Here is a 22,887-nt window from a genome sequence, read left to right as displayed (position 1 = left end):
GTTGGATTATTTAGTACCTAAAGATACAAAATAGAAATAGCAGTATTTTGAAAAAACACAAAAAAGAATTACAACTTAAGAAGTTAGAATCCAATGGCTGTATCATCACCTCGATAATCGGCACCACCTTCTAATGTGCCATCTTCTCGAATAAGAATAGCATCAACCTTTCCAATAATAGGTGTTCGTTTCGTATTAAGATTATAGCCCTTTGAAATAAGCGCATTTAATAATTCTGTATGGAATCTTTGTGGTTCAATTCTAATTTCTTCTGGCAGCCATTGATGATGGAATCTGGGTGCATCGACGGCTTCTTGCATGCTCATATTAAAGTCGTACACATTGATAATTGTTTGAAAGACAGAAGTGATTATGGTAGAGCCACCAGGAGTTCCCAGAACCATATACAATTGGTTGTCTTTCTCAACAATTGTTGGTGTCATAGCACTCAACATTCGTTTTTGAGGAGCAATGGCATTGGCTTTACCACCAATGAGACCATAGACATTTGGTACGCCAGGTTTACTGCTAAAGTCGTCCATTTCATTGTTGAGAAAAAATCCTAAATCATCAACGAATAATTTTGAACCATAGGCACCATTCAGGGTTGTTGTCACAGATACCGCATTACCGAATTGGTCAACAATAGAGTAGTGGGTGGTCTCTTCGGGTTCTTGATAATGTCTATCTTCGGTAATTTCCATGGTGTAATTTGGAATTGTTCCATAGGTAATAGCTTCGGAAGGTGTTTTATAATCAAAGCTAAAATCTTGCATTCGATTTTTCAAATAGGTATTGTCCAATAAGTCTTGAATCGGGATATTGACAAAATCGGGATCACCCAAATAATAACTGCGGTCGGCATACGCTTGTTTTTCAGCTTCTACCATGATTTGAATCGCTTCTAAGCTATTGTGTTCATATTGACTCAAATCAAACGGTTCTACCATTTTCATAATCTGTGCTAAACATAAACCACCAGAGGAAGGTGGTGACATAGACGTGATTTTTAAATCTTTATAGTTAAACTGTATGGGCTCGCGCCACTGCGCTCGGTAGAGTGCTAAATCTTCCATGCTTATGATGCCACCTTTATTCTGAAGGAATTCGACTAATTCCGTGGCAGTTTGCCCTGTATAGAATTCATCTCTTCCAAATTTAGAAATGCGTTTTAATGTTTTAGCGAGCGCCAAGTTCTTGCAGATGGCTTTAGTGCCAACATCCTTATTTACCAAAACTTTTTTACCATTCACTGCGGTAATAATACTGTCGTATTTAACGAAGCGTTCCTGTTGTTTTTTGGTTACGACAAAACCTGTTTCCGCTAATTGTATCACAGGTGCTAATAACTCTTCTACAGGCAAGCTTCCAAATTTTTCATGCGCAGCAAAAACACCTGCAACAGTGCCAGGAACACCAACAGCCATGGCGCCAACGATACTTTTATCAGGAATGACATTTCCGAGGGAATCCAAGTACATATTTTTATGCGCTGCAAGAGGTGCTTTTTCACGATAATCAAGCGCACCTACTTCACCAGTATGGAGTCGATAGACCATAAATCCACCACCACCAAGGTTTCCCGCATATGGATACGTTACTGCTAAGGCCATTTCTGTGGCAAACATCGCATCAAAGGCATTGCCACCTTTTTCCAAAATTGCGCTACCTATTTTGGAAGCTTCTGATCTTGCAGAGACGACCATAGCATGATCTGAAATCACGCCAAGTTTTGAGGTAGGCGATTCTCGACATGAAAAAATGAGTAGCCCTAGTAGTATGAGACTTTTAAATTTCATTTTGGAATTGTATATCAATAGCTTGTAATTTGTTTTCGGAAAAGGTGATAAGTTCTGAAAAGAAGCGTGTAAATTCAGATTCAAATTCTGAATAGAATGCTTTTAATTCATCAGTGGCTGTATGCATACCAGACTTATTTTGGGTTCGACGATTCATACCATCTAACACTTTCTGAATACCTTCAATCTTAGCGTAACTCAACAACCAATTATCAGCAATCATATGCGGTAGCATCCGTTGAATTCTATTTGGAAGAATATCGAAATTATCTTGAAGTAATGCGTAAAAATTTTCCACGTATGCTGCCAATGGAACCTCAGAATAATGCCTCCAATTTTTGGCTAAAAAATGATCGTATAAAATGTCGACGATCACACCACTATAATGACCATAGTTTTTGTGCAATCGTTTGGTACTTTTTCTCACGATAGGATGAGCATCTGTATACGTATCAATTTGTCGGTGTAATAGAATTCCCTTTTGAATGCCTATTGGGAATTTCTTATAGCGTTTTCCACGTATGCCATCTGCGATAAAATTACCAATGGTGATTTGTTGGTCGTTATTGGAAAGATAAATATGGGCTAAGAAATTCATTCAATAAATATATGTATTTTTGAATTCAAAATATTCAATCTTGAATAGATTACCGAATTTAGACCCTTTACGTTTTCTGCTGGCTTCATTGGTAATATGTTTCCATATTCCACAATTGTGTAAAAACCAAGGACTTCCATATGTTCCTGATGTTCCGATTTTTAATCGTGGTACTGAAGCGGTGTATATGTTTTTTGTTCTCAGTGGCTTTTTAATTATACGATTAATTTATAAAGCCAAACAAAAGGAAGTGTTTTCTATTCGTAAATTCTATATGAGACGGATTTTAAGAATTTTTCCATTGTATTTTTTTGTGGTGATATTCGGGTTTACATTCTATTGGCTGATGTTGCCGTTACTCAACATCCCTTTTGAAAATAACTATGAGCTAACTGAGGGTTTGGCTCTTACCATCTTCTTTTTGCCGAATGTATTTGAAAAATTATACCATCCTGGTGGCATTTTAGAAGTCCTTTGGTCTATCGGTATCGAAGAGCAGTTTTATTTACTTATTGCACCTATCTTGTTTATTACAAGTAAACATAAAATACTTAAAGTACTAATGCTTTTGACCGCTGTTTATTATGTGATTTTTCACCTCGACAGTGCCCATATGTTGAGACACTATAATTTTGTTTATTTCTTATTATTTTCTGGTGGCATAGTCGCCATTCTTGAAGAGCAAGGCAAGCTTCAATTATTAAAAAAATTCCGAAGCGTTCCAATCATCATTGTTATCGCTACAATAGCCTATTTTACGACGGATATTTTTGTATGTGATAGTGCAATACTCCGTAACGGCATCACCATGGTCTTGTTTGCTTTGTTCATTCATGTTTTGGCATATAATAATCTAGGTAAAACGATAAGGAACCGACTTTTAATTTATTTAGGACAGATCTCCTACGGTATTTATTTATTACATGTGATTGCCTTGAATGCTGTGGTTTATATCATGTTAAAAATCGATCAACTTGAAATTTTTAATGATACTATAACAATACTTTTAATTTATATTTTGACATTTGCATTAACAATTGGTTTAGCTCATTTGAGCTATAACTATTTTGAAACTTACTTTTTAAAATTGAAATCAAAATTTAGAGCATGACATTAATAAAATCAATATCTGGAATTCGTGGAACTATTGGAGGCGCTGTGGGTGATAATCTAACACCAATTGATGCTGTAAAATTTGCGGCTGCCTATGGTGCTTGGGTGAAGCAACAACGTCAGAAGGAACATTATCGGGTTGTGGTAGGGAGAGATGCACGTATTTCTGGTGAAATGATACAGAATTTAGTGATGAATACCTTAGTTGGTATGGGCATCCATGTGATAGATTTAGGCTTATCTACCACACCAACAGTTGAAGTTGCTGTACCTATGGAACACGCTGATGGTGGTATTATCCTTACAGCAAGTCATAATCCAAAACAATGGAATGCTTTAAAGCTTCTAGATGCCAAAGGAGAATTTTTAAATGCTGCGGAAGGTGCTAAGATTCTATCGTTTGCTGATGCAGATGATTTGACTTTTTCGGATGTGGATAGTTTAGGAGAAATTACAACGAACGATGCTTATATCGATATGCATATTGATGAGGTGTTAGACCTAGATTTAGTCAATAAAGCTGCTATTGAAAAAGCAAACTTCAAAGTGGTAGTTGATGGTGTTAACTCCACGGGTGGCATTGCTATTCCTCTGTTGCTAGAGCGTCTAGGCGTGCATGCCGTAAAATTATATTGCGAGCCAAATGGACATTTTCCTCATAATCCAGAACCGCTTAAGGAACATTTAACTGATTTGTCCCAAGCCGTGATTGACGAAGGTGCTGATTTTGGAATTGTCGTTGATCCAGATGTAGATCGTTTGGCATTTATGGATGAAAATGGTGAGATGTTTGGAGAAGAGTATACCTTAGTCGCTTGTGCTGATTATGTATTGAGCAAAACACCGGGTAATACGGTGAGTAATATGAGTTCCACTCGAGCCCTTCGTGATATCACTGAAAAACATGGTGGGTCTTATGAGGCCAGCGCTGTTGGTGAAGTGAATGTTGTTAATCTCATGAAACAAAACAAAGCTGTTATTGGAGGAGAAGGTAATGGAGGTATCATTTATCCAGAACTTCATTATGGTAGAGATGCCTTGGTAGGTGTGGCATTATTTTTAAGCTTATTGGCTGAAGGTTCTATGACGGTAAGTGAATTAAGAGCCTCTTATCCTAATTATTATATGAGTAAAAAGAAGATTCAACTCACACCAGATTTAGATGTCGATGGATTGTTGAAAGCTATGGAAGATAAATATGCTCATGAGACACTAACAACTATTGATGGCGTCAAAATTGATTTTGAAAATTCTTGGGTACACCTAAGAAAGAGTAATACGGAACCAATTATTAGAATTTATACCGAAGCTCCTAGTCAGAATGAAGCCGATTCTCTAGCGGATACGATCATTTCTGAAATTCAAGCTATCGCAAAAATTTAGTATCTTTGAACAAAGTTTTTCTATGATTTCTGCAGAAACAACCGTGTCTAAACCCTCCGAGCTCGAATTGTATTTCAATCAATTTAGGAACCACATCATTGGTGTTGATCAAGAATTTGTGTCGCCTTTCGGTAAACAAAAAATCATTTATACCGATTGGACGGCTTCAGGACGATTATACAGGCCTATAGAAGAACGGCTGTGTAATATATTCGGACCTTTTGTTGCAAATACGCACACCGAAACGACAGTGTCTGGGACAGCCATGACCAAGGCTTATCACGAAGCGAAACACATTATTAAAAGTCATGTGAATTGTAACGATGATGATGTTTTGATCGTTTCAGGCAATGGGATGACTGGCGTTGTAAATAAATTTCAAAGAATCTTGGGACTTAAAGTGCCAGAAAACTTAAGAAAATATACCGATGTTCCCGATGAGATTAAACCTGTGGTGTTTGTTACCCATATGGAACATCATTCTAATCAGACCTCTTGGTTAGAAACGATTGCTAAGGTTGAAGTGATTCCTCCTGATGAGAGTGGATTATTTTGCATGAAACATCTCGAGGAACTGCTAGAAACGTATAAAGATCGACCTTTAAAAATTGCCTCTGTTATCGGAGGTTCTAATGTGACCGGACTTCAAACACCTTATCACGATATTGCTGAATTAATGCATCAACATGGTGGTGTCTGTTTTGTGGACTTTGCTTGTTCAGCGCCTTATGTAGAAATTGATATGCATCCTGAAAATGAGCTTCGTAGTTTAGATGCCATATTCTTTTCTCCGCATAAATTTTTGGGAGGTCCTGGTACTTCGGGTGTATTAGTGTTCAATAAGAAATTGTACAAGAATATGATTCCTGATTGCCCTGGAGGCGGAACCGTGAGCTGGACAAATCCTTGGGGTGAACACAAGTACATTGATAATATTGAAGATCGAGAAGATGGTGGTACACCAGGTTTTCTTCAAACCATCAAAACGGCCTTGGCAATTAAACTCAAAGAAAAAATGGGTGTGCCAAATATTCTCGAAAGAGAACATGAATTAGTTCAAACAGTTTTTAATGAACTAGGCTCCGTAGATAATATTAATATTCTGGCAGGCCAGCACCAAAACCGTTTGGGTGTCATTTCATTTTACATAGATGATTTGCATTATAATCTAGGCGTGAAGTTGTTAAATGATCGCTTTGGAATACAAACGCGTGGTGGTTGCAGTTGTGCTGGTACTTACGGACATTATTTGTTGCATGTTGATCAACAAATGAGCCATGAATTAACCAATCAAATTTCAATTGGAGACCTAGTGCGAAAGCCAGGTTGGATACGAATGTCAATTCATCCAACAACGACCAATCAGGAAATGGCTTATGTATGCGATAGTATTAAGACATTAGCCAAGCATCACAAGGAATGGGCCGAAGATTATGTATACCAAGGAAAAACCAATGAGTTTATTCATGTGTCCTTAAATGGTTCACCAGCTTCTGATGAAAACCTTATCAAAAAATGGTTTGATTTAGATTAAATTTATTTGTAATCTTCAGGAGAACGATCTTTATATTTCCAGCGCTTATGAGTCCACAGGTAGTATTCTGGTGCTTCATAAATTTGTGCTTCCACTAGCCTTAAGAACATTTCAGTGATTTCGTAATCGGCATATTCTTTTGGGTTCTCGGCTAAGGTTACAAAGGACGTTTCGTAATAACCTCGTTTTAAGCGTTTCACTTTAAAAAACACCACCGACATATCCAAGCGTTTTGCTAGCATCTCGGCACCTGTGTGTACCGGCACTTTTATGCCCATGAATTCAGTCCACAGAAAAGCTTTCCATGGTCTCGGATTTTGATCAGATACAAATCCATTAACAGTTGTAACACCTTGTTTTTGCAGTTCTGTTAGAACAGGTATGGTTTCTTTAGTAGTGATAAGATGGCTATTGTATTTTGCTCGTATACGCTTTACTAAGCGGTCAAAATATTTATTTTCAATGCGTTTATAAACAGCATTTCCGCGGGATTTGATATAGGTTTGTAGAATAAAAATCCATTCCCAACTACCGTAGTGAGCACACATCAATACGATGCTACGGTCTCGATTTTCTATGTTTTGCATTAATTCCACATTCGTAAATGTGAATCGTTTTTTCATTTCAGCTTCTGAAATGGTCAGCGCTTTTATAGCCTCTACCATCATATCACATAAATGATGATAAAACTTTTTAGTGATTCGTTTGATCTCTTTTTCATCTTTATCAGGAAAGACGAGATTCAAATTACCAACTACGGTTTTTTTTCTATAACCAAAAACACGATAGATAAAAAAATACAAAACATCTGAAAATGCATATAACAATCTAAAGGGAAGAATGGAGATGAGCCATAAAAATGGATAAACTATAATGTAGATTAGAAATTGCATTTATTAGTATTAGATTTGCAATGGCAAATATAAATAATTAAAGTCTATGGGTAATTTTAGTTTGTTTACAATTATCATTATTGCAGCAAATGCATTAATTTCTTACAAAGGGTTTAATGATTACGGCTTTTTTGAGCGTTACAAATTCAATGTTGGAAGCATTAGACGAGGCGAACAATATAGAATGTTCAGTTCTGGATTTCTTCATGCTGATAGTGCTCACTTAATATTTAACATGATCACCTTATACTTTTTTGCTGATCGTGTAATTTATCATTTGGGGAATTTCAATTTTCTTTTATTATATATAGGGAGTTTAGTCTTAGGAAGTTTACTCTCTTTATATTTCCATAAAGATGAATATCATTACAGTGCCGTTGGCGCAAGTGGTGCCGTTATGGGAGTTCTTTATTCAGCTATTTTATTGGAGCCACAACAAGGTGTTTATTTGCTATTTATTCCTTTTGAGATACCTGGCTATATCTTCGGCATCATATATCTACTGTATTCCATTTACGGCATGAAGAACCGTATAGGAAATATTGGTCATGATGCCCATTTTGGAGGTGCCGTAGGTGGTTATATGCTCACCTTGATTTTGACACCTTCTTTATTTGAAACAAATTTATTGATGGTGGGCTTGTTGGCTGTGCCTATCGTTGTTTTATTGATCATGCATAAGTTGGGTAAAATATAAAAAACCCACAAGCTATTTGTTAGCATGTGGGCTCCATGTTTTTTTGTGATAGTATCTGATTAATCTAATAACTCAGCAATTTTTGCCTCTAAAGCAGAACCTCTTAGGTTTTTAGCAATAATGACACCGTTTTCATCCAAGATATAGGTCGCAGGAATGGATTTTATATTATAGGCTTTTGCTACGGGATCATTAAAATACTGGAGATTAGAGACATGATTCCAAGCTAGTTTGTCTTGTTCTATAGCTTTCATCCACAAAGCTTTTGGGTCTTTCTGACGAGGCGTTCCATCCAAAGACACACCAATAATTTCTAACCCTTTGTTATGGTATTTATTGTAGACCTTCACGACGTTCGGGTTTTCTCTTCTACAAGGACCACACCAAGACGCCCAAAAATCAACGATCGTCACTTTGCCCAGCGCATCATTTAATGATAATTGTTTACCATCTGGTGTAGGTGCCGCAAAAGCTGGAGCTTTCTTACCAATTTCAGTAGCACTTAGAAGGGCTTTTTCTTTTTTGAGATTTTCAATATTTGCACTGATCGTTTTTCCTTGATTACTAGATTTCAAAGAAGGATCTAAGGCGTTAAACATGGCCGATAAGTTGTCGAGATCTGCGTTTCTAGCTTTTAGTTGGTTTTCTAATAACACTAATGAATACAAGCTATTTTTATGAGTTTGAATATAAGTCTTAGGGAGATCTGTCAACTGTTGATTTAAAGCTGAATACTCCTCTGAAAGTTTTGTTTTTTCAGCAGGATCTGCGGTTGATCTCATTTTTGTGGTGATGGCTTTACTTTGTGCCAGTAAGTCTGTAAACTGATTGTTGTAGTCCATTAATTCTTCATTGGCTTTCGATCCTTCAACCTTTGAACTATTTAAAGCATTGATGTCTACCGCAACCGTCATCGCTTGGTTTTCTAAAATCATAGGTAGCTTACCTTTAACGCTATTAATAGTTAAACCAACCAATTGCGGACTGTCTACTTTTCCTTCGAATACAAAACGTTCATTTTGCACAATTGCTGTGTCCAAATAAATAGTGTTTCCGCGCTGGCCTGGAACTTCAAGATAGGCTCGAATTCCATTATAAACCCCTGGAGCATCGCCAGTGATTCGATAGCCATCTAAAGGTTGTTCTTCTGTTTTACAGGCAAAAAATAAAGCGCCAATTAGTACTATTATAATAATCTTTCTCATGTGCTAGAATTTAATTTGAAACATTTTAAAATCATATGACTCCTGTTGCATGTGATATTTACAACAATGTTACAAATATAATAAGTATGTTGGAAGAAGAAACATGGAGAATCTGAATAAAAACTCAAAGATGTGGATTCAAACATCTTTTTGTCTCAAATTTCCAATATTTTTGCATAAAGAACGAATCTATGACACATCAAGATACCATTGTCGCATTAGCTACTGCATCGGGAAATGGTGCAATTGCAATAGTTAGATTATCAGGAGATGAAGCCATTTCAATGGCTGATGCGTGTTTTCGGTCCGTTAAAAGCGGAAAAAACCTGAAAGATCAAGCGACGCATACCATTCATCTTGGACATATTGTAGCCGATGATCGTGTATATGATGAAGTATTAGTTTCAGTTTTTAAAAACCCTAATTCTTATACAGGTGAAGATGTGATTGAAATTTCCTGTCATGGTAGTCCATATATTCAGCAAGAAATTATCCAATTATTTTTAAGGCAAGGTTGTCGAATGGCAAATCCTGGTGAGTTTACACTAAGAGCTTTTTTAAATGGTAAATTAGACTTATCTCAAGCAGAAGCCGTGGCTGATTTGATAGCAAGTGATAACGAAGCCTCTCACCAAGTAGCGATGCAGCAAATGCGCGGCGGATTCTCTTCTGAAATCGCTAAGCTAAGAGAGGAATTACTAAATTTCGCTTCCCTGATTGAACTAGAACTTGATTTTGCGGAAGAGGATGTTGAGTTTGCAGATCGGACACAATTCAAGGAATTGATAGAGCGGATTATATTTGTCTTAAAGCGTTTGATGGATTCTTTTGCCGTTGGAAACGTCATAAAAAATGGTATACCAGTGGCTATTGTTGGTGAGCCTAACGTTGGAAAATCGACACTCCTTAATGCGTTGTTGAATGAAGAACGTGCTATTGTATCGGAAATTGCGGGTACGACCAGAGACACCATAGAAGATGAAATATCAATTGGAGGTATTGGATTTAGGTTTATTGATACCGCTGGAATTCGTGATACCAAGGATGTTGTTGAAAGTATTGGAATCAAAAAAACATTCGAGAAGATTGAGCAAGCACAAGTTGTGGTTTATTTATTTGATAGTGCGAAAGCCTTATCAGAATTGAAAATAGTTCAAGTTGAAATTGAAAAGATTAAAAACAAATATCCTCAAAAACCATTATTGATTATTGCGAATAAAATAGATCAATTGACAGATGAGCAATTAGCGTTATTACAATCGCAAATAAAAAACGTCAAATTATTGTCGGCAAAAACGGGATTTGGTGTTGAACAATTGACCAATAGTTTATTGGATTTAATTAATACAGGGGCTCTAAGAAATAATGAGACTATCATTACGAACTCACGACACTACGATGCATTACTCAAGGCATTTGAGGAAGTGCAAAAAGTAAAAATTGGTCTAGATACTGATCTTTCTGGTGATTTATTGGCGATAGACATCAGACAAGCCTTGTACCACTTTGGAGAGATTACCGGTGAAATTACCAATGATGATCTTTTGGGGAATATTTTTGCTAATTTTTGTATCGGAAAGTAGTTCATTCTCCAGTTCTAATCTGTCATGTTCCATGAATGTTATCTAGTTGCTGGATTGTATGGAAGGCTATCTATTTCTAAGGAGACACCAAATTCCTTCACTTAAAGTTAGGTAAAAGAGACCTATCTTAACAGGCTTCTTTGTAATCTGTAATATTAGTCTTATTTTGTGTTGATAAACCCTAACGATGCCTTTTAAGACACGCTTTCATATGCCGAAGAAAACGAATTCAGCAATTCTAATGTTGTTGCTGTTGTCCTTTATGAATTTAAAGGCACAAGAGATCTCACCTATTCAAGTATTTACTGCTGAAATGTATCATGCTGAGAATCAAAATTGGGCAATTTCTCAGGCTGATGATAAACATATTTATGTTGCAAACAACAAAGGTTTGTTAGAGTTTAATGGTGCCAATTGGAAGCTTTATGAGACGCCTAATCAAACCATTCTCAGATCCGTGAAAGCAGATGGACAAAGAATTTACACGGGCTGCTATATGGAGTTTGGATTTTGGGAGGATAATGGCCTGCATGAATTGGTTTATACGTCGCTATCAAAAGATTTGAAGGAGCAGATGCTGGAGGATGAGCAAATTTGGAATATTATAAGTATGGATGGATTTGTATTGTTTCAGTCTTTAAATAGAATCTACAGTTATGATACTACAGAGAAATCCTTCTTTATAATTGATTCTAATACCACCTTGACCAAAATGGTTCAAGTAAAAAATGCCATTTATTTTCAGAAAATAGGTGAGGGCTTGTTTAAAATTGAAAATGGCGAAGATAAATTGGTAACCAACGATCAGAATATCCAATACAATACGATGGTCGATGTCTATGATGTTGATGACCAATTAATTGTGCTTACGAATCAAAAGGGGTTTTTTCTAGTCGAAAATGGAAAAATGAGCCAATGGGATTTTCCTGCAAATGAAGCCATTTCTAAATTCACTATTTATAGTAGTTTGAGATTAAAGGATGGTAGTTTTGCGTTAGGAACGATTTCTAATGGTATTGTCCATTTAACTGAAGAAGGGCAAATCGATTATATTTTAGATCAGGATAAAGGCTTGAGTAATAATACCATTCTTTCTGTTTTTGAAGATGAAGATCAGAATATATGGTTGGGACTAGACAAAGGTATTAATTGTGTTAATCGCTCGTCACCTTTTAAAATTTATGATGACAAAAAAGGGCATCTTGGAGCGGTGTATGCCTCTATTGTGCATAATGGAAATTTATATTTGGGAACGAATCAAGGTTTATTTGTTCGGTCTGAAGTTACTAATGAACCTTTTAAATTCATCGAAGGCACGAAAGGCCAAGTCTGGTGTTTACGTGCGTATGACAATACTTTGTTTTGTGGTCACAATTTAGGCACCTTTATTATTGATGGTTCCGGCGCAAGAATTATTTCTGATGTGCAAGGGACTTGGGATATCAAACCAATCCCGAACAAACGAGATCTTTTACTACAAGGAAATTATAATGGCTTGCACATTTTAGAAAAAACGGACACCGATTGGAAAATCCGCAATAAAATTACCGGTTATAATATGTCCTCTAAATATTTCGAAATTGTTGATAAGCAGCAAATTCTTGTGAGTCATGAGTATAAAGGGGTTTTTAAGTTAGAGGTAGATGATAATTTTGAACGTAAGTTAAAATTATCAAGAGAGACAACGGTAGCGAAAGGTGCCCACTCAAGTCTGGTCACCTATGATTCCGACGTATTATATGCCTATGATGAAGGCGTTTTTAAATATGACAAACAAGGTAAAATTTTTGTTAAAGATAGCGTGTTGAGTGCTATGTATATGCCAGAAACATATGTGTCTGGAAAAATGGTGGTTACAGGAAACAAGCTTTGGAGTTTTTCCAAACGCAATATTAATTATGTATCACCCGGATTACTCACAAATATGCCACAAATAAATAGAGTACCGCTATCAAGTGGCTTGAGGCAAACTATTACCGGATATGAAAATATCATATTAGTGGATAAACAAAACTATCTCCTAGGGACGTCTTCAGGATACATAATGATCGACTTAGAAAAATTGCGAGAAACCACTTACGAAATAGGAATCAATGCTATTTATAATTATGCACTTAATTCGGAGAAACAGTTGTTAGAGCCTTCAATGAGTACGACTTTCCATAATAGAAAAAACAACTTTGAGTTCACTTATAGCATCCCTGAATTTGACAAATATTTAGAGGCAGAGTATCAATATAAATTAGAAGGGAATTACAGTAAATGGAGTGAGTGGTCCAAAAATTCCAGTGAACTTTTTAAAAACCTTCCATTTGGTGATTATAAGTTACATGTGCGTGGTAGAGTAGGTAATCAAGTCACAAAGAATGTTGCAACGTATAGTTTTGAGATAGACAAGCCATGGTATTTAAACAATTGGATGATTGCCGTGTACATGCTGTCTGTTATTCTATTTTCCATCATGATGCATACTATTTATAAGCGAAAATATAAGAAACAAGAGGAAAAATTATTGATTGAGGCCGAGCGAGAATTGGAGTTAAAGCAATTGGAAAATGAACAAGAACTCATGACGGTTAGAAATGAACAGTTAAAACAAGATATTGAGAATAAAAATAGGGAGTTAGCAATATCTACGATGAGTCTTATAAAGAAAAATGAGTTTCTTAATAATATTAAGGATGAACTCAAAAAGAATATTGATCACTCTAAAGGGTTGAATTCGGTGATTAAGATTATTGATAAAAATTTGAATAATACCGATGATTGGAAATTTTTTGAAGAAGCGTTTAACAATGCCGACAAAGATTTTCTAAAGAAAGTAAAAACGAAACACCCTTCCTTGACACCAAACGACTTAAAATTGTGCGCTTATTTAAGACTTAATTTATCTTCAAAGGAAATAGCTCCTTTATTAAATATTTCACCTAAAAGTGTCGAAGTGAAGCGATACCGATTACGTAAAAAGATGGATTTACCACATGAGGCTAGCTTAACAAATTACATTTTGGAAATATAGCAACTATACAAAGGTTAATATCACCACTACATTACCACTACATTTGTACATTTAAGGCTTCTACAACGTTGTAATTTTGATAAAGCAGAGCTGTTAAATCGCTGTTAAATGCTTTATTAAATGAGGATTTGTTAAAAATCTACCTATTTTTTTATCATGTATGTTTTTTGTATTGGTGAATTTTGATGAATTCTTAATTACATGTCATAAGTTTACATTATAACAATGAAATAATATGACAACAAAAATTTTTACCTTGTTCTTTATGATTTTTACTTCGGTGGCTTTAGCCCAAGAAGTAGATGTCACAGGAACAGTTACAGATCAGGCATCTGGACTGCCATTACCAGGTGTAAACGTATTAGTAAAAAATACAACGAAAGGTGTTTCGACCGATTTTGACGGTATTTTTGAATTGAAGAATGTTGAGGTCAACTCAATTCTTGTCTTTACCTACTTAGGTTATAAAACTCAAGAGGTAATTGTCAAAAATGGAGATGCTTTGACGATTCAACTTACTGAAGATACCGAAGCTTTAGACGAAGTCGTCGTTATTGGATATGGTACTCAGAAAAAGCGAGATGTTACGGGAGCCGTGTCTTTGGTAAGTTCTCAAACCTTAGATGAAATTAAGCCGGTAAAAGTAGAGCAAGCATTACAAGGAACTGTTTCCGGTGTTAATGTGACTACGCAATCTGGAGCTCCTGGTGCTGGTTTAGATATTAGGATTCGAGGTATCTCTACAAATGGCGCAAATGGTCCGTTGGTAATAATTGATGGATATCAAGGAGATTTAAGTGTCTTGAATCCAAATGATATTGAGACTATTACGGTATTAAAAGATGCACAAGCAGCTATTTATGGAACGGTTGGAGCCAATGGTGTTGTTCTGATAACTACAAAAACTGGTAAGAAAAACTCAAGAACCAAGGTGTCATATAATGCCTATACTGGTTTTCAAGAAACCTCAAGAAAATTACCTTTGTTAAACGCCACCGAATATGCGTTACTTTTAAATGAAAGTTATGCCGCAGGAGGACAACCAATACCTTTCCCGAATGTTTCAGGATTAGGAGTTGGTACCGATTGGCAAGACGAAGTATTTAATGAAAGCGTGCCATTGATTAGTCATGATTTTAACGTCTCAGGTGGTTCAGAAAAAATTGTGTATAGTTTAAGTGGGTCTCACTTGTACCAAGAAGGAATTATCGCTCCTAAAAAATCAGATTTTAGAAGAAATACAGCAAGATTGTCTATTGGAGCCGACATTTCAGATAAAATTCGCGTGAAGGCCAATGCAATATATACCTATATTGACCGAGATGCTATTAATGATTTCGGACTAGGATCGGTGCTTTTCAATGGTTTAAATTTACCAGCAACCATTCCTGCTTATAATGAAGCTGGACAACCAACATTGATTCCAAATTCACCAGGCTTAGGTATTGAAATTATTAATCCGATAGCACAAATTCAAAATACTTATAACGATTACGACTTAAGAAAATTAAATGGTACAGTCGCTTTAGAGTTGGATTTACTTAAGAATGTTATGTTAACGACCCGAATAGGTTTTAATACTTCTAATAGCGAAGGAAAAACCTTTGCCAAGCAAGTAGATTATGGAGGTAAAGTTTTTGACGTACCAAGAAGTAGTGTGTCTCAAAACTCTATTAATGATAATGATTATACATTAGATGTTTTTGCAACATATGACAACTTATTTAACGAGCTGCATAATGTTAAAATAACGGCAGGAACTACAGTTTATAAGCAATTTGGAAATGGACTATTCGCAACAGGATACGATGTACCCAATAACTCTTGGGATTTTGCTGATATCGCATTAGCATTAGGTACAAGTGAAGGACGCGATGTCGGTTCTTACGCTTATGACGAAAGACGATTATCATTTTTTGCAAGAGCCGAATATGACTTTGATGGTAAGTATTTATTGTCTGCCATGATAAGACGTGATTTGTCAACAAGATTTGGTCCCGAGAATAGAGTGGCATATTTTCCTTCTGTGACAGCAGGATGGATTATTTCCGACGATTTCAACTTAGAGGACTCTATACTTAATTTCGTGAAACTACGTGCTAGTTATGGTGTTTTAGGAAATGATCAAATTGGAAATAACGGTTATGTTAGTTTGTTAGATGGAGAAGCAACCTATGTGTTTGATGATGCTTTAGTGCAAGGCCAAGCTATTGGTGTATTGCCTAATTCAGATTTGCAATGGGAGGAAGCCAAGAAGTTTGATGTTGGTTTAGATATGAGAATCTTTGGAAATAAATTAGACATTACCGCAGATTATTTTATTAACACTAGAGACAATCTTTTAATAACCAATATACCTGTCTCAGGAATTACAGGAGTAAGTGCTCCAGGAAGTGGTTCACCAACGGTTAATGCTGGTAAGGTTGAAAACAGGGGTTTTGAATTAGCCATTGGTTATAAGGATGATTTGTCAGACGACTTTAGCTTTGGTATTAATTACAATTTGACAACATTGAAAAATGAAGTTCTAGAAGTGAATAACAGTACAGGCTTTCTTGAAGGTGGAAGTTTTGGTGTCGGTCAGCTAGCACCATCTCGTATGGAAGTAGGTCAGCCAATCGGTTATTTTTATGGATTACAAACAGATGGGATATTTCAAAATCAAGCAGAAGTGGATGCACATCCAGCGCAAAATGATTTAGGGGCATCTGCTGCACCAGGAGACATTCGATTTGTGGATGTTAACGGTGACGGGAATATTGATGCTAATGACCGTACGAATATTGGTGATCCAATTCCAGATGTGACGATGGGACTTAATTTAAATTTTAAATACAAAGGGTTTGATTTTGTTGCCTACACATTTGCATCTCTAGGAAATGATATGGTCAGAAATTATGAGCGAACACTTACAGATGTGAACAGATTGAACTATGTCTTAGGACGCTGGACAGGAGAGGGTACTAGTAATACAGTTCCAAGAGTCACAACAGCAGCCACAACAAATAATGTGTTTTCTGATTATTTTGTGGAAGATGCTTCTTATGTCAGAATTCAAAATGTACAATTAGGCTATACATTGCCTTTAACGCTCACTGAAAAATTTGAACTTTCAAAAGTGCGAATTTATGCAGGTGTCAACAACTTATACACATTTACAAAATATAGAGGATACGATCCAGGAGCTTCAAGTGGTGCTCCAATTGGTGGAGGAATTGATTTCGGTTTCTATCCAGTGCCAAGAACCTATTTAGTAGGCGTAAATCTTAACTTTTAATCAATGATGAAGATGAAAAATAATTTTATAAAAATAGTAACGGTTTTTACGGTAGTTTTCGGTTTGTCTGGTTGTACAGACGATTTTATAGACCGACCTATTCCGTATTCGATAGATTCTGAAAATTACTTCAATTCTGAAGACGATTATTACAATGCCTTGATTGGTGCTTACGATTTGTTACAAGCTACGTATGCCAATGCCATTGTAGGAGAAATTGCATCTAATAACACATTGTGTGGTGGTGAAAGTGCTACCGATGTGATTGGTTGGCAACAAATTGATGATATGATTCATACACCTGTGAACAGTAACCTTAAGGATATCTGGAATTGGATGTTTGCTGGTGTTAATAGAGCGAATTATATTTTGGAGTTTCAAGATAAAACGGATTTTGAAGGTAAAGAAATTATTATTGCCGAAGCACGTTTTTTAAGAGCTTATTATTACTTCGAATTAGTAAAATGGTTTGGTCCAGTACCATTAAAGGAAACAAGGTTTTCATTAGGTGATGAAACGACAATACCAAGAAGTCCTGTTGAAGACGTGTATGCTTTGATAGAAGCTGATTTGATATTCGCAGCGAATACACTAGATTATACAGCTCCTCAAACGGGTAGAGCTACTAAAGGGTCTGCTGAAGCGCTTTTAGGTAAAGCCTACCTTTATCAAGATAAATTTTCTGATGCAGCCATTGTATTGGAAAACCTAATAATGAATGGTCCATACGATCTGGTTCAAAATTATGATACCATCTTTGAAGATCAAGGCGAAAATAATATTGAGTCCGTTTTTGAAGTTCAATATACGGATGTGGAAGGTGCTGGTTTTGGATGTTTGCAATGTAGCGAAGGAAATGTGGCTGTGGGATTCAGCGGTATTAGAAATTACTCTGGCCCTACATTTACCTCAGGATTTAGTTTTAATGTCCCAACACAAGAAACTTACGAGGCCTTCGAAGCTAACGATGTGAGACAAGATGTTGCCATTTTGGACATTGAAGCATGGGCAGCTGCAACGGGTGCAACATACGGTACTGGTTATGAGCATACAGGATATTTCAATAGAAAGTACTTACCTAGATTACGTAGTTCAGAAGCTGCAGGTGATTTGAACTTAACAAACCCTAATAACTATCGAGCTATTCGCTTTGCCGATGTTTTATTAATGGCAGCTGAAGCTTTCAATCGTGGTGGTATTGATGATGACAAAGCAAGATTGTATTTAAATAGAGTAAGAACAAGAGCAACCTTACCAGATGTAACATCTTCAGGAAATGCTTTGACAGATGCTATCTATCAAGAGCGACGTGTAGAATTGGTAGGGGAAGGACATCACTTCTTTGATTTGGTTAGAACCGGTAGAGGTAATCAAATTGATGGTTTCACCTCAAACAAAAATGAATTGTTTCCTGTGCCTTTTGAAGAAATCCAATTCTCAAATGGCAATTGGCAACAAAACCCTGGATATTAAAAAATAAAAATTGATGAATATGAAAATTATTAAGTATGTTTTTGGAATTTGTCTCCTTGCATTGGTAGCTTATACCTGTGCTGAAGATGACGACAACACAGATTATGTTAATGGCATTGCCGCTCCTACGAATGTTTCAGCTAATGTAGTTGTAACTCAAGACAACACAGGTTTAGTGACCATCACACCATTAGGGGAAGGTGTCACTAGTTTTAATGTATCGTTTGGTGATGGCTCAGATGCTTCCGAAGGTATTCAACCTGGTAATAGTGTCAGTCATACCTACGAAGAAGGTACCTACGAAGCAACGATTACCGCTAACGGTTTAAATGGATTATCAACCACTGTGGTTCAACCAATCGTTGTGTCTTTCCAGGCACCTCAAAATTTAATGGTAAGCATTGAAAATGATACAGCTGTTTCCAGACAAGTGAATGTTATGGCTTCAGCAGATTTTGCGCTGTCCTATGAGGTTGATTTTGGTGAAGCAGGATCAACACCGATTATGGCTAATATAGATGAGCCAGTTTCGTATACCTATGAAACGGCTGGGACGTATACTATAACCGTGACCGCTTTTAGTGCAGCTGTTGAGACAGCAACATACACCGAAGAGTTTTTGGTAACAGAAATATTACAACCTTTAGCAGCGGCGCCAACGCCTCCTAACAGAGCTGATTCTGACGTGATCTCGATGTTTAGTAATGCTTATGCATTAGATGTTAATGTGAGTTCTTGGAGATCAGATTGGAGTACTAGTGTACTTACAGATCTTCAAATTGAAGGGAATGATACCAAATTTTATGCAGATGCCGATTTCGTTGGTGTTGAATTTTATGGTGACGACGCAGTGGATGCAAGTCAGATGGATGCATTTCACCTAGATTTTTGGAGTGTTAATGCGACGACGTTTAGAATTAAACTAGTAGACTTAGGAGGTACAGCAACGGAAGCTGAAATTGTATTCGAAGGGCTTCCTCAGAACGAATGGGTGTCTATCGATATTCCTATGAGCGATTTTACAGATGCTGGTATGACGTCTATTAATTCGATTCAGCAATTAATTTTCTCAGGAATACCTGTAGGAACCTTTGATTTCTTTATTGATAATGTCTATTTCTATAAAGCGCCTAGTAATGTTCCTGAGGGATTAGAAGGAACTTGGAGAATGGCTGAAGAAGCAGGATCTTTAGGAGTTGGTCCAGCACTAGGAGATACAAGCTGGTATGCCTGTGACGCTGCATGTGTCGTAGATAGAGCTTGTTATTTTGACGATACGTATGTCTTTGGATCTGATGGCTCTTTTACAGTTAATCTTGGAGCTGAAACTTGGATTGAAGGATGGCAAGGAGGAGGTGATGCCTGTGGTACACCTGTTGCTCCTTATGATGGTACAGGTTCCTATACCTATGCCTATGATGATGTTGCAGGAACAGTGACAGTCAATGGTACAGGTGCTTATATTGGTTTGCCAAAGGCTAACAATCAAGGGGAATTACCGAATGTAGCGGTACCAACCTCCATTACTTATAATGTGACACTTACAGGACCTAACTCCATGGATGTTTATATCGAATCTGGAGCAGGTGTATTCTGGCAATATAAATTAGTTAGAGATGCTGTAGACTCTAGTCCGTTAGAAGGAACATGGGTGATGTCTTCTGAAGCTGGCTCACTAGGAGTTGGTCCAGCACTAGGAGATACAAGTTGGTACGCTTGTGATGCTGCTTGTGTGGTAGATAGAGCTTGTTATTTTGATGATACATATGTCTTTGGATCTGATGGGACTTTTACAGTTAATCTTGGAGCAGAAACTTGGATTGAAGGATGGCAAGGAGGAGGTGATGCCTGTGGTACACCTGTTGCTCCTTATGATGGTACAGGTTCCTATACCTATGCCTATGATGATGTTGCAGGAACAGTGACAGTCAATGGTACAGGTGCTTATATTGGTTTGCCAAAGGCTAACAATCAAGGGGAATTACCGAATGTAGCGGTACCAACCTCCATTACTTATAATGTGACACTTACAGGACCTAACTCCATGGATGTTTATATCGAATCTGGAGCAGGTGTATTCTGGCAATATAAATTAGTTAGAGATGCTGTAGACTCTAGTCCGTTAGAAGGAACATGGGTGATGTCTTCTGAAGCTGGCTCACTAGGAGTTGGTCCAGCACTAGGAGATACAAGTTGGTACGCTTGTGATGCTGCTTGTGTGGTAGATAGAGCTTGTTATTTTGATGATACATATGTCTTTGGATCTGATGGGACTTTTACAGTTAATCTTGGAGCAGAAACTTGGATTGAAGGATGGCAAGGAGGAGGTGATGCCTGTGGTACACCTGTTGCTCCTTATGATGGTACAGGTTCCTATACCTATGCCTATGATGATGTTGCAGGAACAGTGACAGTCAATGGTACAGGTGCTTATATAGGTTTACCAAAAGCTAACAATCAAGGGGAGTTACCTAATGTAGCGGTACCAACCTCCATTACTTATAATGTGACACTTACAGGACCTAACTCCATGGATGTTTATATCGAATCTGGAGCTGGTGTATTCTGGCAATATAAATTGGTTAAACAATAGAGAAAAAAAATCATATGAAAAATTTAATAAAAATAGCTTGCCTCATTCTTACAATGACTTTGGTTTCCAATTGTCAAGATGATGATGCAAGTATCGGAGATATTGTGGCACCTTCCAATTTGCAGATTACAGCAGAAGTCTTAGGTGTAGATGCGGATAATCCTTTTGGGGACGGAAGCGGATTAGTGAAATTAACGGCTACGGCAGACAATGCTTTAAGTTATAATTTTCAGTTTGGAGATGGACTTCAAGGTGTTGTTCCTTCAGGAATGAATACGCACAGATATAGTCTTGTGGGTGTGAATACCTATACAGTAGTGGTAAGCGCCGTCGGTTCTGGAGGAACTTCTACTACAGGAACTATTGAAGTGGAAGTCTTTAGTTCGTTTGATGATCTCGAAGCTAAAGAATTATTGAGTGGTGGTGTAGGATCTTCTAAAACGTGGTATTTGGATGCTTCAACTCCAGGACATTTAGGCGTTGGTGGTACTCCTGAGATTGCTGCGGATGCCTTTTGGTTTCCGTCATTCTATGCAGCACAACCCTTTGAAAAATGTGGGATTCCTATTTCAGATTGTTTGTGTAATGATGAATTGACTTTTAGCTTGGATGCTAATGAGCAATTGACGTTTGAGTTGAATAACAACGGACAAACATTTTTTAATGCAGCACATCAAGGAGTGATCGGAGAAAATGCTGGTGAAGATGCTTGTTTTGATTTTGATACTTCAGGAACTAGTATTGTGTCCTTGGCACCATCATCTTTTGATTGGTCAACAGTTCCAGATCCAGATTTTAACGCAAGAGGTACTACGATGAATTTTTCTGACGGAAAGTTTATGGGTTACTATGTTGGATCTTCTTCATATGATATTATCGAGGTCACTAATAGTACACTTTATGTGCGTACACTAGATGCTTTAAACCCAGTTTTATACTGGTACCATAGATTTACCACAACCTTACCTTCCGAAGAATTTAATAGCATTTACAACAATCTTGTATGGGCAGATGAGTTTGATACCAATGGAGCTCCCGATGCAGCGAACTGGACCTATGATTTAGGTGCTGGTGGTTGGGGTAACCAAGAGGTGCAAACCTATACAAATGATGCTGAAAATGTGATAGTGGAAGACGGAATGCTTAAAATTACGGCTAAAGCTAATGGTAGTGGATATACGTCGGCTAGATTAAAAAGTGAAGATTTATTTGAGTTTACCTATGGAAGAGTGGAAGTTAGAGCGAAACTTCCATCTTCTACAGGTACATGGCCAGCCATTTGGATGCTTGGAGCAGATTATCAAACCAATACTTGGCCTGCTTGTGGTGAAATAGATATTATGGAACAAACGGGACAAGATAAAAACACAGTTCTTGCTACAGTTCATCATCCAGCGGTATCTCCTGGTGCCGGAGATTCTTCTAGTACAGTTTTGACAACTTCAACTACAGAATTTCATAATTACACAGTAGAATGGACACCAGATGCTATCACATTTTTAGTTGATGACAATGTTTTCCATACGATTGTGAATTCACCAGATTTGCCTTTTGAAAGTGATTTCTTTATGATCTTGAATATTGCCATGGGAGGAACGTTGGGAGGAACCATTGATCCAGGGTTTACCGAAGACACTATGGAAATTGATTATGTAAGAGTTTATCAATAAATATCAAATGAGATTCAACAAACATTCATATTTTAAGATTTGTGGTTTTG

14 protein-coding genes are annotated in these 22,887 nt (G+C 37.0%); 10 read left to right on the top strand and 4 right to left on the bottom strand.

Annotated features, from left to right (window positions below; all coding sequences use genetic code 11):
- Nucleotides 1-83: 83 nt before the first annotated feature.
- Together ggt and ACU8DI_RS07655 are read right to left on the bottom strand one after the other, a co-directional pair.
- Nucleotides 84-1,799, bottom strand: a complete 1,716-nt coding sequence (gene ggt / locus ACU8DI_RS07660) for a gamma-glutamyltransferase (RefSeq protein WP_447112179.1) — start codon at nucleotides 1,797-1,799, stop codon at nucleotides 84-86.
- Nucleotides 1,789-2,397 carry an acyl carrier protein phosphodiesterase gene (locus ACU8DI_RS07655; RefSeq protein ID WP_447112178.1) on the bottom strand — a complete coding sequence of 203 codons (609 nt, stop codon included), beginning with the start codon at nucleotides 2,395-2,397 and terminating at the stop codon, nucleotides 1,789-1,791. Before ACU8DI_RS07655 ends, ggt begins: the two co-directional genes overlap by 11 nt.
- 40 nt (nucleotides 2,398-2,437) lie before the next feature.
- On the opposite strand from ACU8DI_RS07655, the gene ACU8DI_RS07650 reads away from it, so the two are divergent.
- Genes ACU8DI_RS07650 through ACU8DI_RS07640 form a run of 3 tightly spaced genes read left to right on the top strand, consistent with a single transcriptional unit; the run spans nucleotide 2,438 to nucleotide 6,427 of the window.
- Entirely contained in the window at nucleotides 2,438-3,508 is a 1,071-nt protein-coding gene (locus tag ACU8DI_RS07650) for an acyltransferase family protein (RefSeq protein ID WP_447112177.1), read from the top strand.
- Nucleotides 3,505-4,893, top strand: coding sequence for a phosphoglucosamine mutase (gene glmM, locus ACU8DI_RS07645; protein ID WP_447112176.1), 1,389 nt, complete (start codon nucleotides 3,505-3,507; stop codon nucleotides 4,891-4,893). The genes ACU8DI_RS07650 and glmM overlap by 4 nt, the downstream gene beginning before the upstream one ends.
- A 22-nt stretch (nucleotides 4,894-4,915) precedes the next feature.
- On the top strand, nucleotides 4,916-6,427 hold the full coding sequence (locus ACU8DI_RS07640; RefSeq protein WP_447112175.1) for an aminotransferase class V-fold PLP-dependent enzyme: 1,512 nt from the start codon (nucleotides 4,916-4,918) through the stop codon (nucleotides 6,425-6,427).
- Nucleotides 6,428-6,429: 2 nt separating this feature from the next.
- Here ACU8DI_RS07640 and ACU8DI_RS07635 read toward each other — a convergent pair whose 3' ends face one another.
- Nucleotides 6,430-7,320, bottom strand: a complete 891-nt coding sequence (locus ACU8DI_RS07635; protein WP_447112174.1) for a lysophospholipid acyltransferase family protein — start codon at nucleotides 7,318-7,320, stop codon at nucleotides 6,430-6,432.
- Between the two features lie 46 nt (nucleotides 7,321-7,366).
- Between ACU8DI_RS07635 and ACU8DI_RS07630 the strand changes: the two genes are divergently transcribed.
- The gene (locus ACU8DI_RS07630) at nucleotides 7,367-8,017 is read left to right on the top strand and encodes a rhomboid family intramembrane serine protease (protein WP_447112173.1); all 651 of its coding nucleotides are present in this window, start codon (nucleotides 7,367-7,369) and stop codon (nucleotides 8,015-8,017) included.
- 59 nt (nucleotides 8,018-8,076) lie between these two features.
- On the opposite strand, the gene ACU8DI_RS07625 is transcribed toward ACU8DI_RS07630, so the two are convergent.
- Complete coding sequence (locus ACU8DI_RS07625; RefSeq protein ID WP_447112172.1) at nucleotides 8,077-9,222, bottom strand: redoxin domain-containing protein; 1,146 nt, start codon at nucleotides 9,220-9,222, stop codon at nucleotides 8,077-8,079.
- 191 nt (nucleotides 9,223-9,413) lie between these two features.
- On the opposite strand from ACU8DI_RS07625, the gene mnmE reads away from it, so the two are divergent.
- The 6 genes from mnmE (at nucleotide 9,414) to ACU8DI_RS07595 (ending at nucleotide 22,837) form a co-directional block, all read left to right on the top strand.
- Nucleotides 9,414-10,805 (top strand): tRNA uridine-5-carboxymethylaminomethyl(34) synthesis GTPase MnmE, encoded by a 1,392-nt coding sequence (mnmE, locus tag ACU8DI_RS07620; RefSeq protein WP_447112171.1) that lies wholly within the window; start codon nucleotides 9,414-9,416, stop codon nucleotides 10,803-10,805.
- Nucleotides 10,806-10,992: 187 nt separating this feature from the next.
- Nucleotides 10,993-13,824 carry a triple tyrosine motif-containing protein gene (locus tag ACU8DI_RS07615; RefSeq protein WP_447112170.1) on the top strand — a complete coding sequence of 944 codons (2,832 nt, stop codon included), beginning with the start codon at nucleotides 10,993-10,995 and terminating at the stop codon, nucleotides 13,822-13,824.
- Nucleotides 13,825-14,059: 235 nt separating this feature from the next.
- A complete protein-coding gene (locus tag ACU8DI_RS07610) occupies nucleotides 14,060-17,101 on the top strand; it encodes a SusC/RagA family TonB-linked outer membrane protein (protein ID WP_447112169.1) in 3,042 nt (1,013 codons plus the stop codon).
- Between the two features lie 12 nt (nucleotides 17,102-17,113).
- Nucleotides 17,114-18,574 carry a RagB/SusD family nutrient uptake outer membrane protein gene (locus ACU8DI_RS07605; protein ID WP_447112168.1) on the top strand — a complete coding sequence of 487 codons (1,461 nt, stop codon included), beginning with the start codon at nucleotides 17,114-17,116 and terminating at the stop codon, nucleotides 18,572-18,574.
- Nucleotides 18,575-18,593: 19 nt separating this feature from the next.
- On the top strand, nucleotides 18,594-21,167 hold the full coding sequence (locus ACU8DI_RS07600; RefSeq protein ID WP_447112167.1) for a hypothetical protein: 2,574 nt from the start codon (nucleotides 18,594-18,596) through the stop codon (nucleotides 21,165-21,167).
- Nucleotides 21,168-21,181: 14 nt separating this feature from the next.
- Nucleotides 21,182-22,837: a glycoside hydrolase family 16 protein gene (locus ACU8DI_RS07595; protein WP_447112166.1), complete on the top strand. Its 1,656-nt coding sequence runs from the start codon at nucleotides 21,182-21,184 to the stop codon at nucleotides 22,835-22,837.
- The last annotated feature ends 50 nt before the right edge of the window (nucleotides 22,838-22,887 follow it).

Source organism: Psychroserpens sp. BH13MA-6, assembly GCF_052983595.1.
The sequence above is the reverse complement of the archived record's forward strand: the minus strand, read 5'-3'. Positions and strand labels throughout refer to the sequence as shown.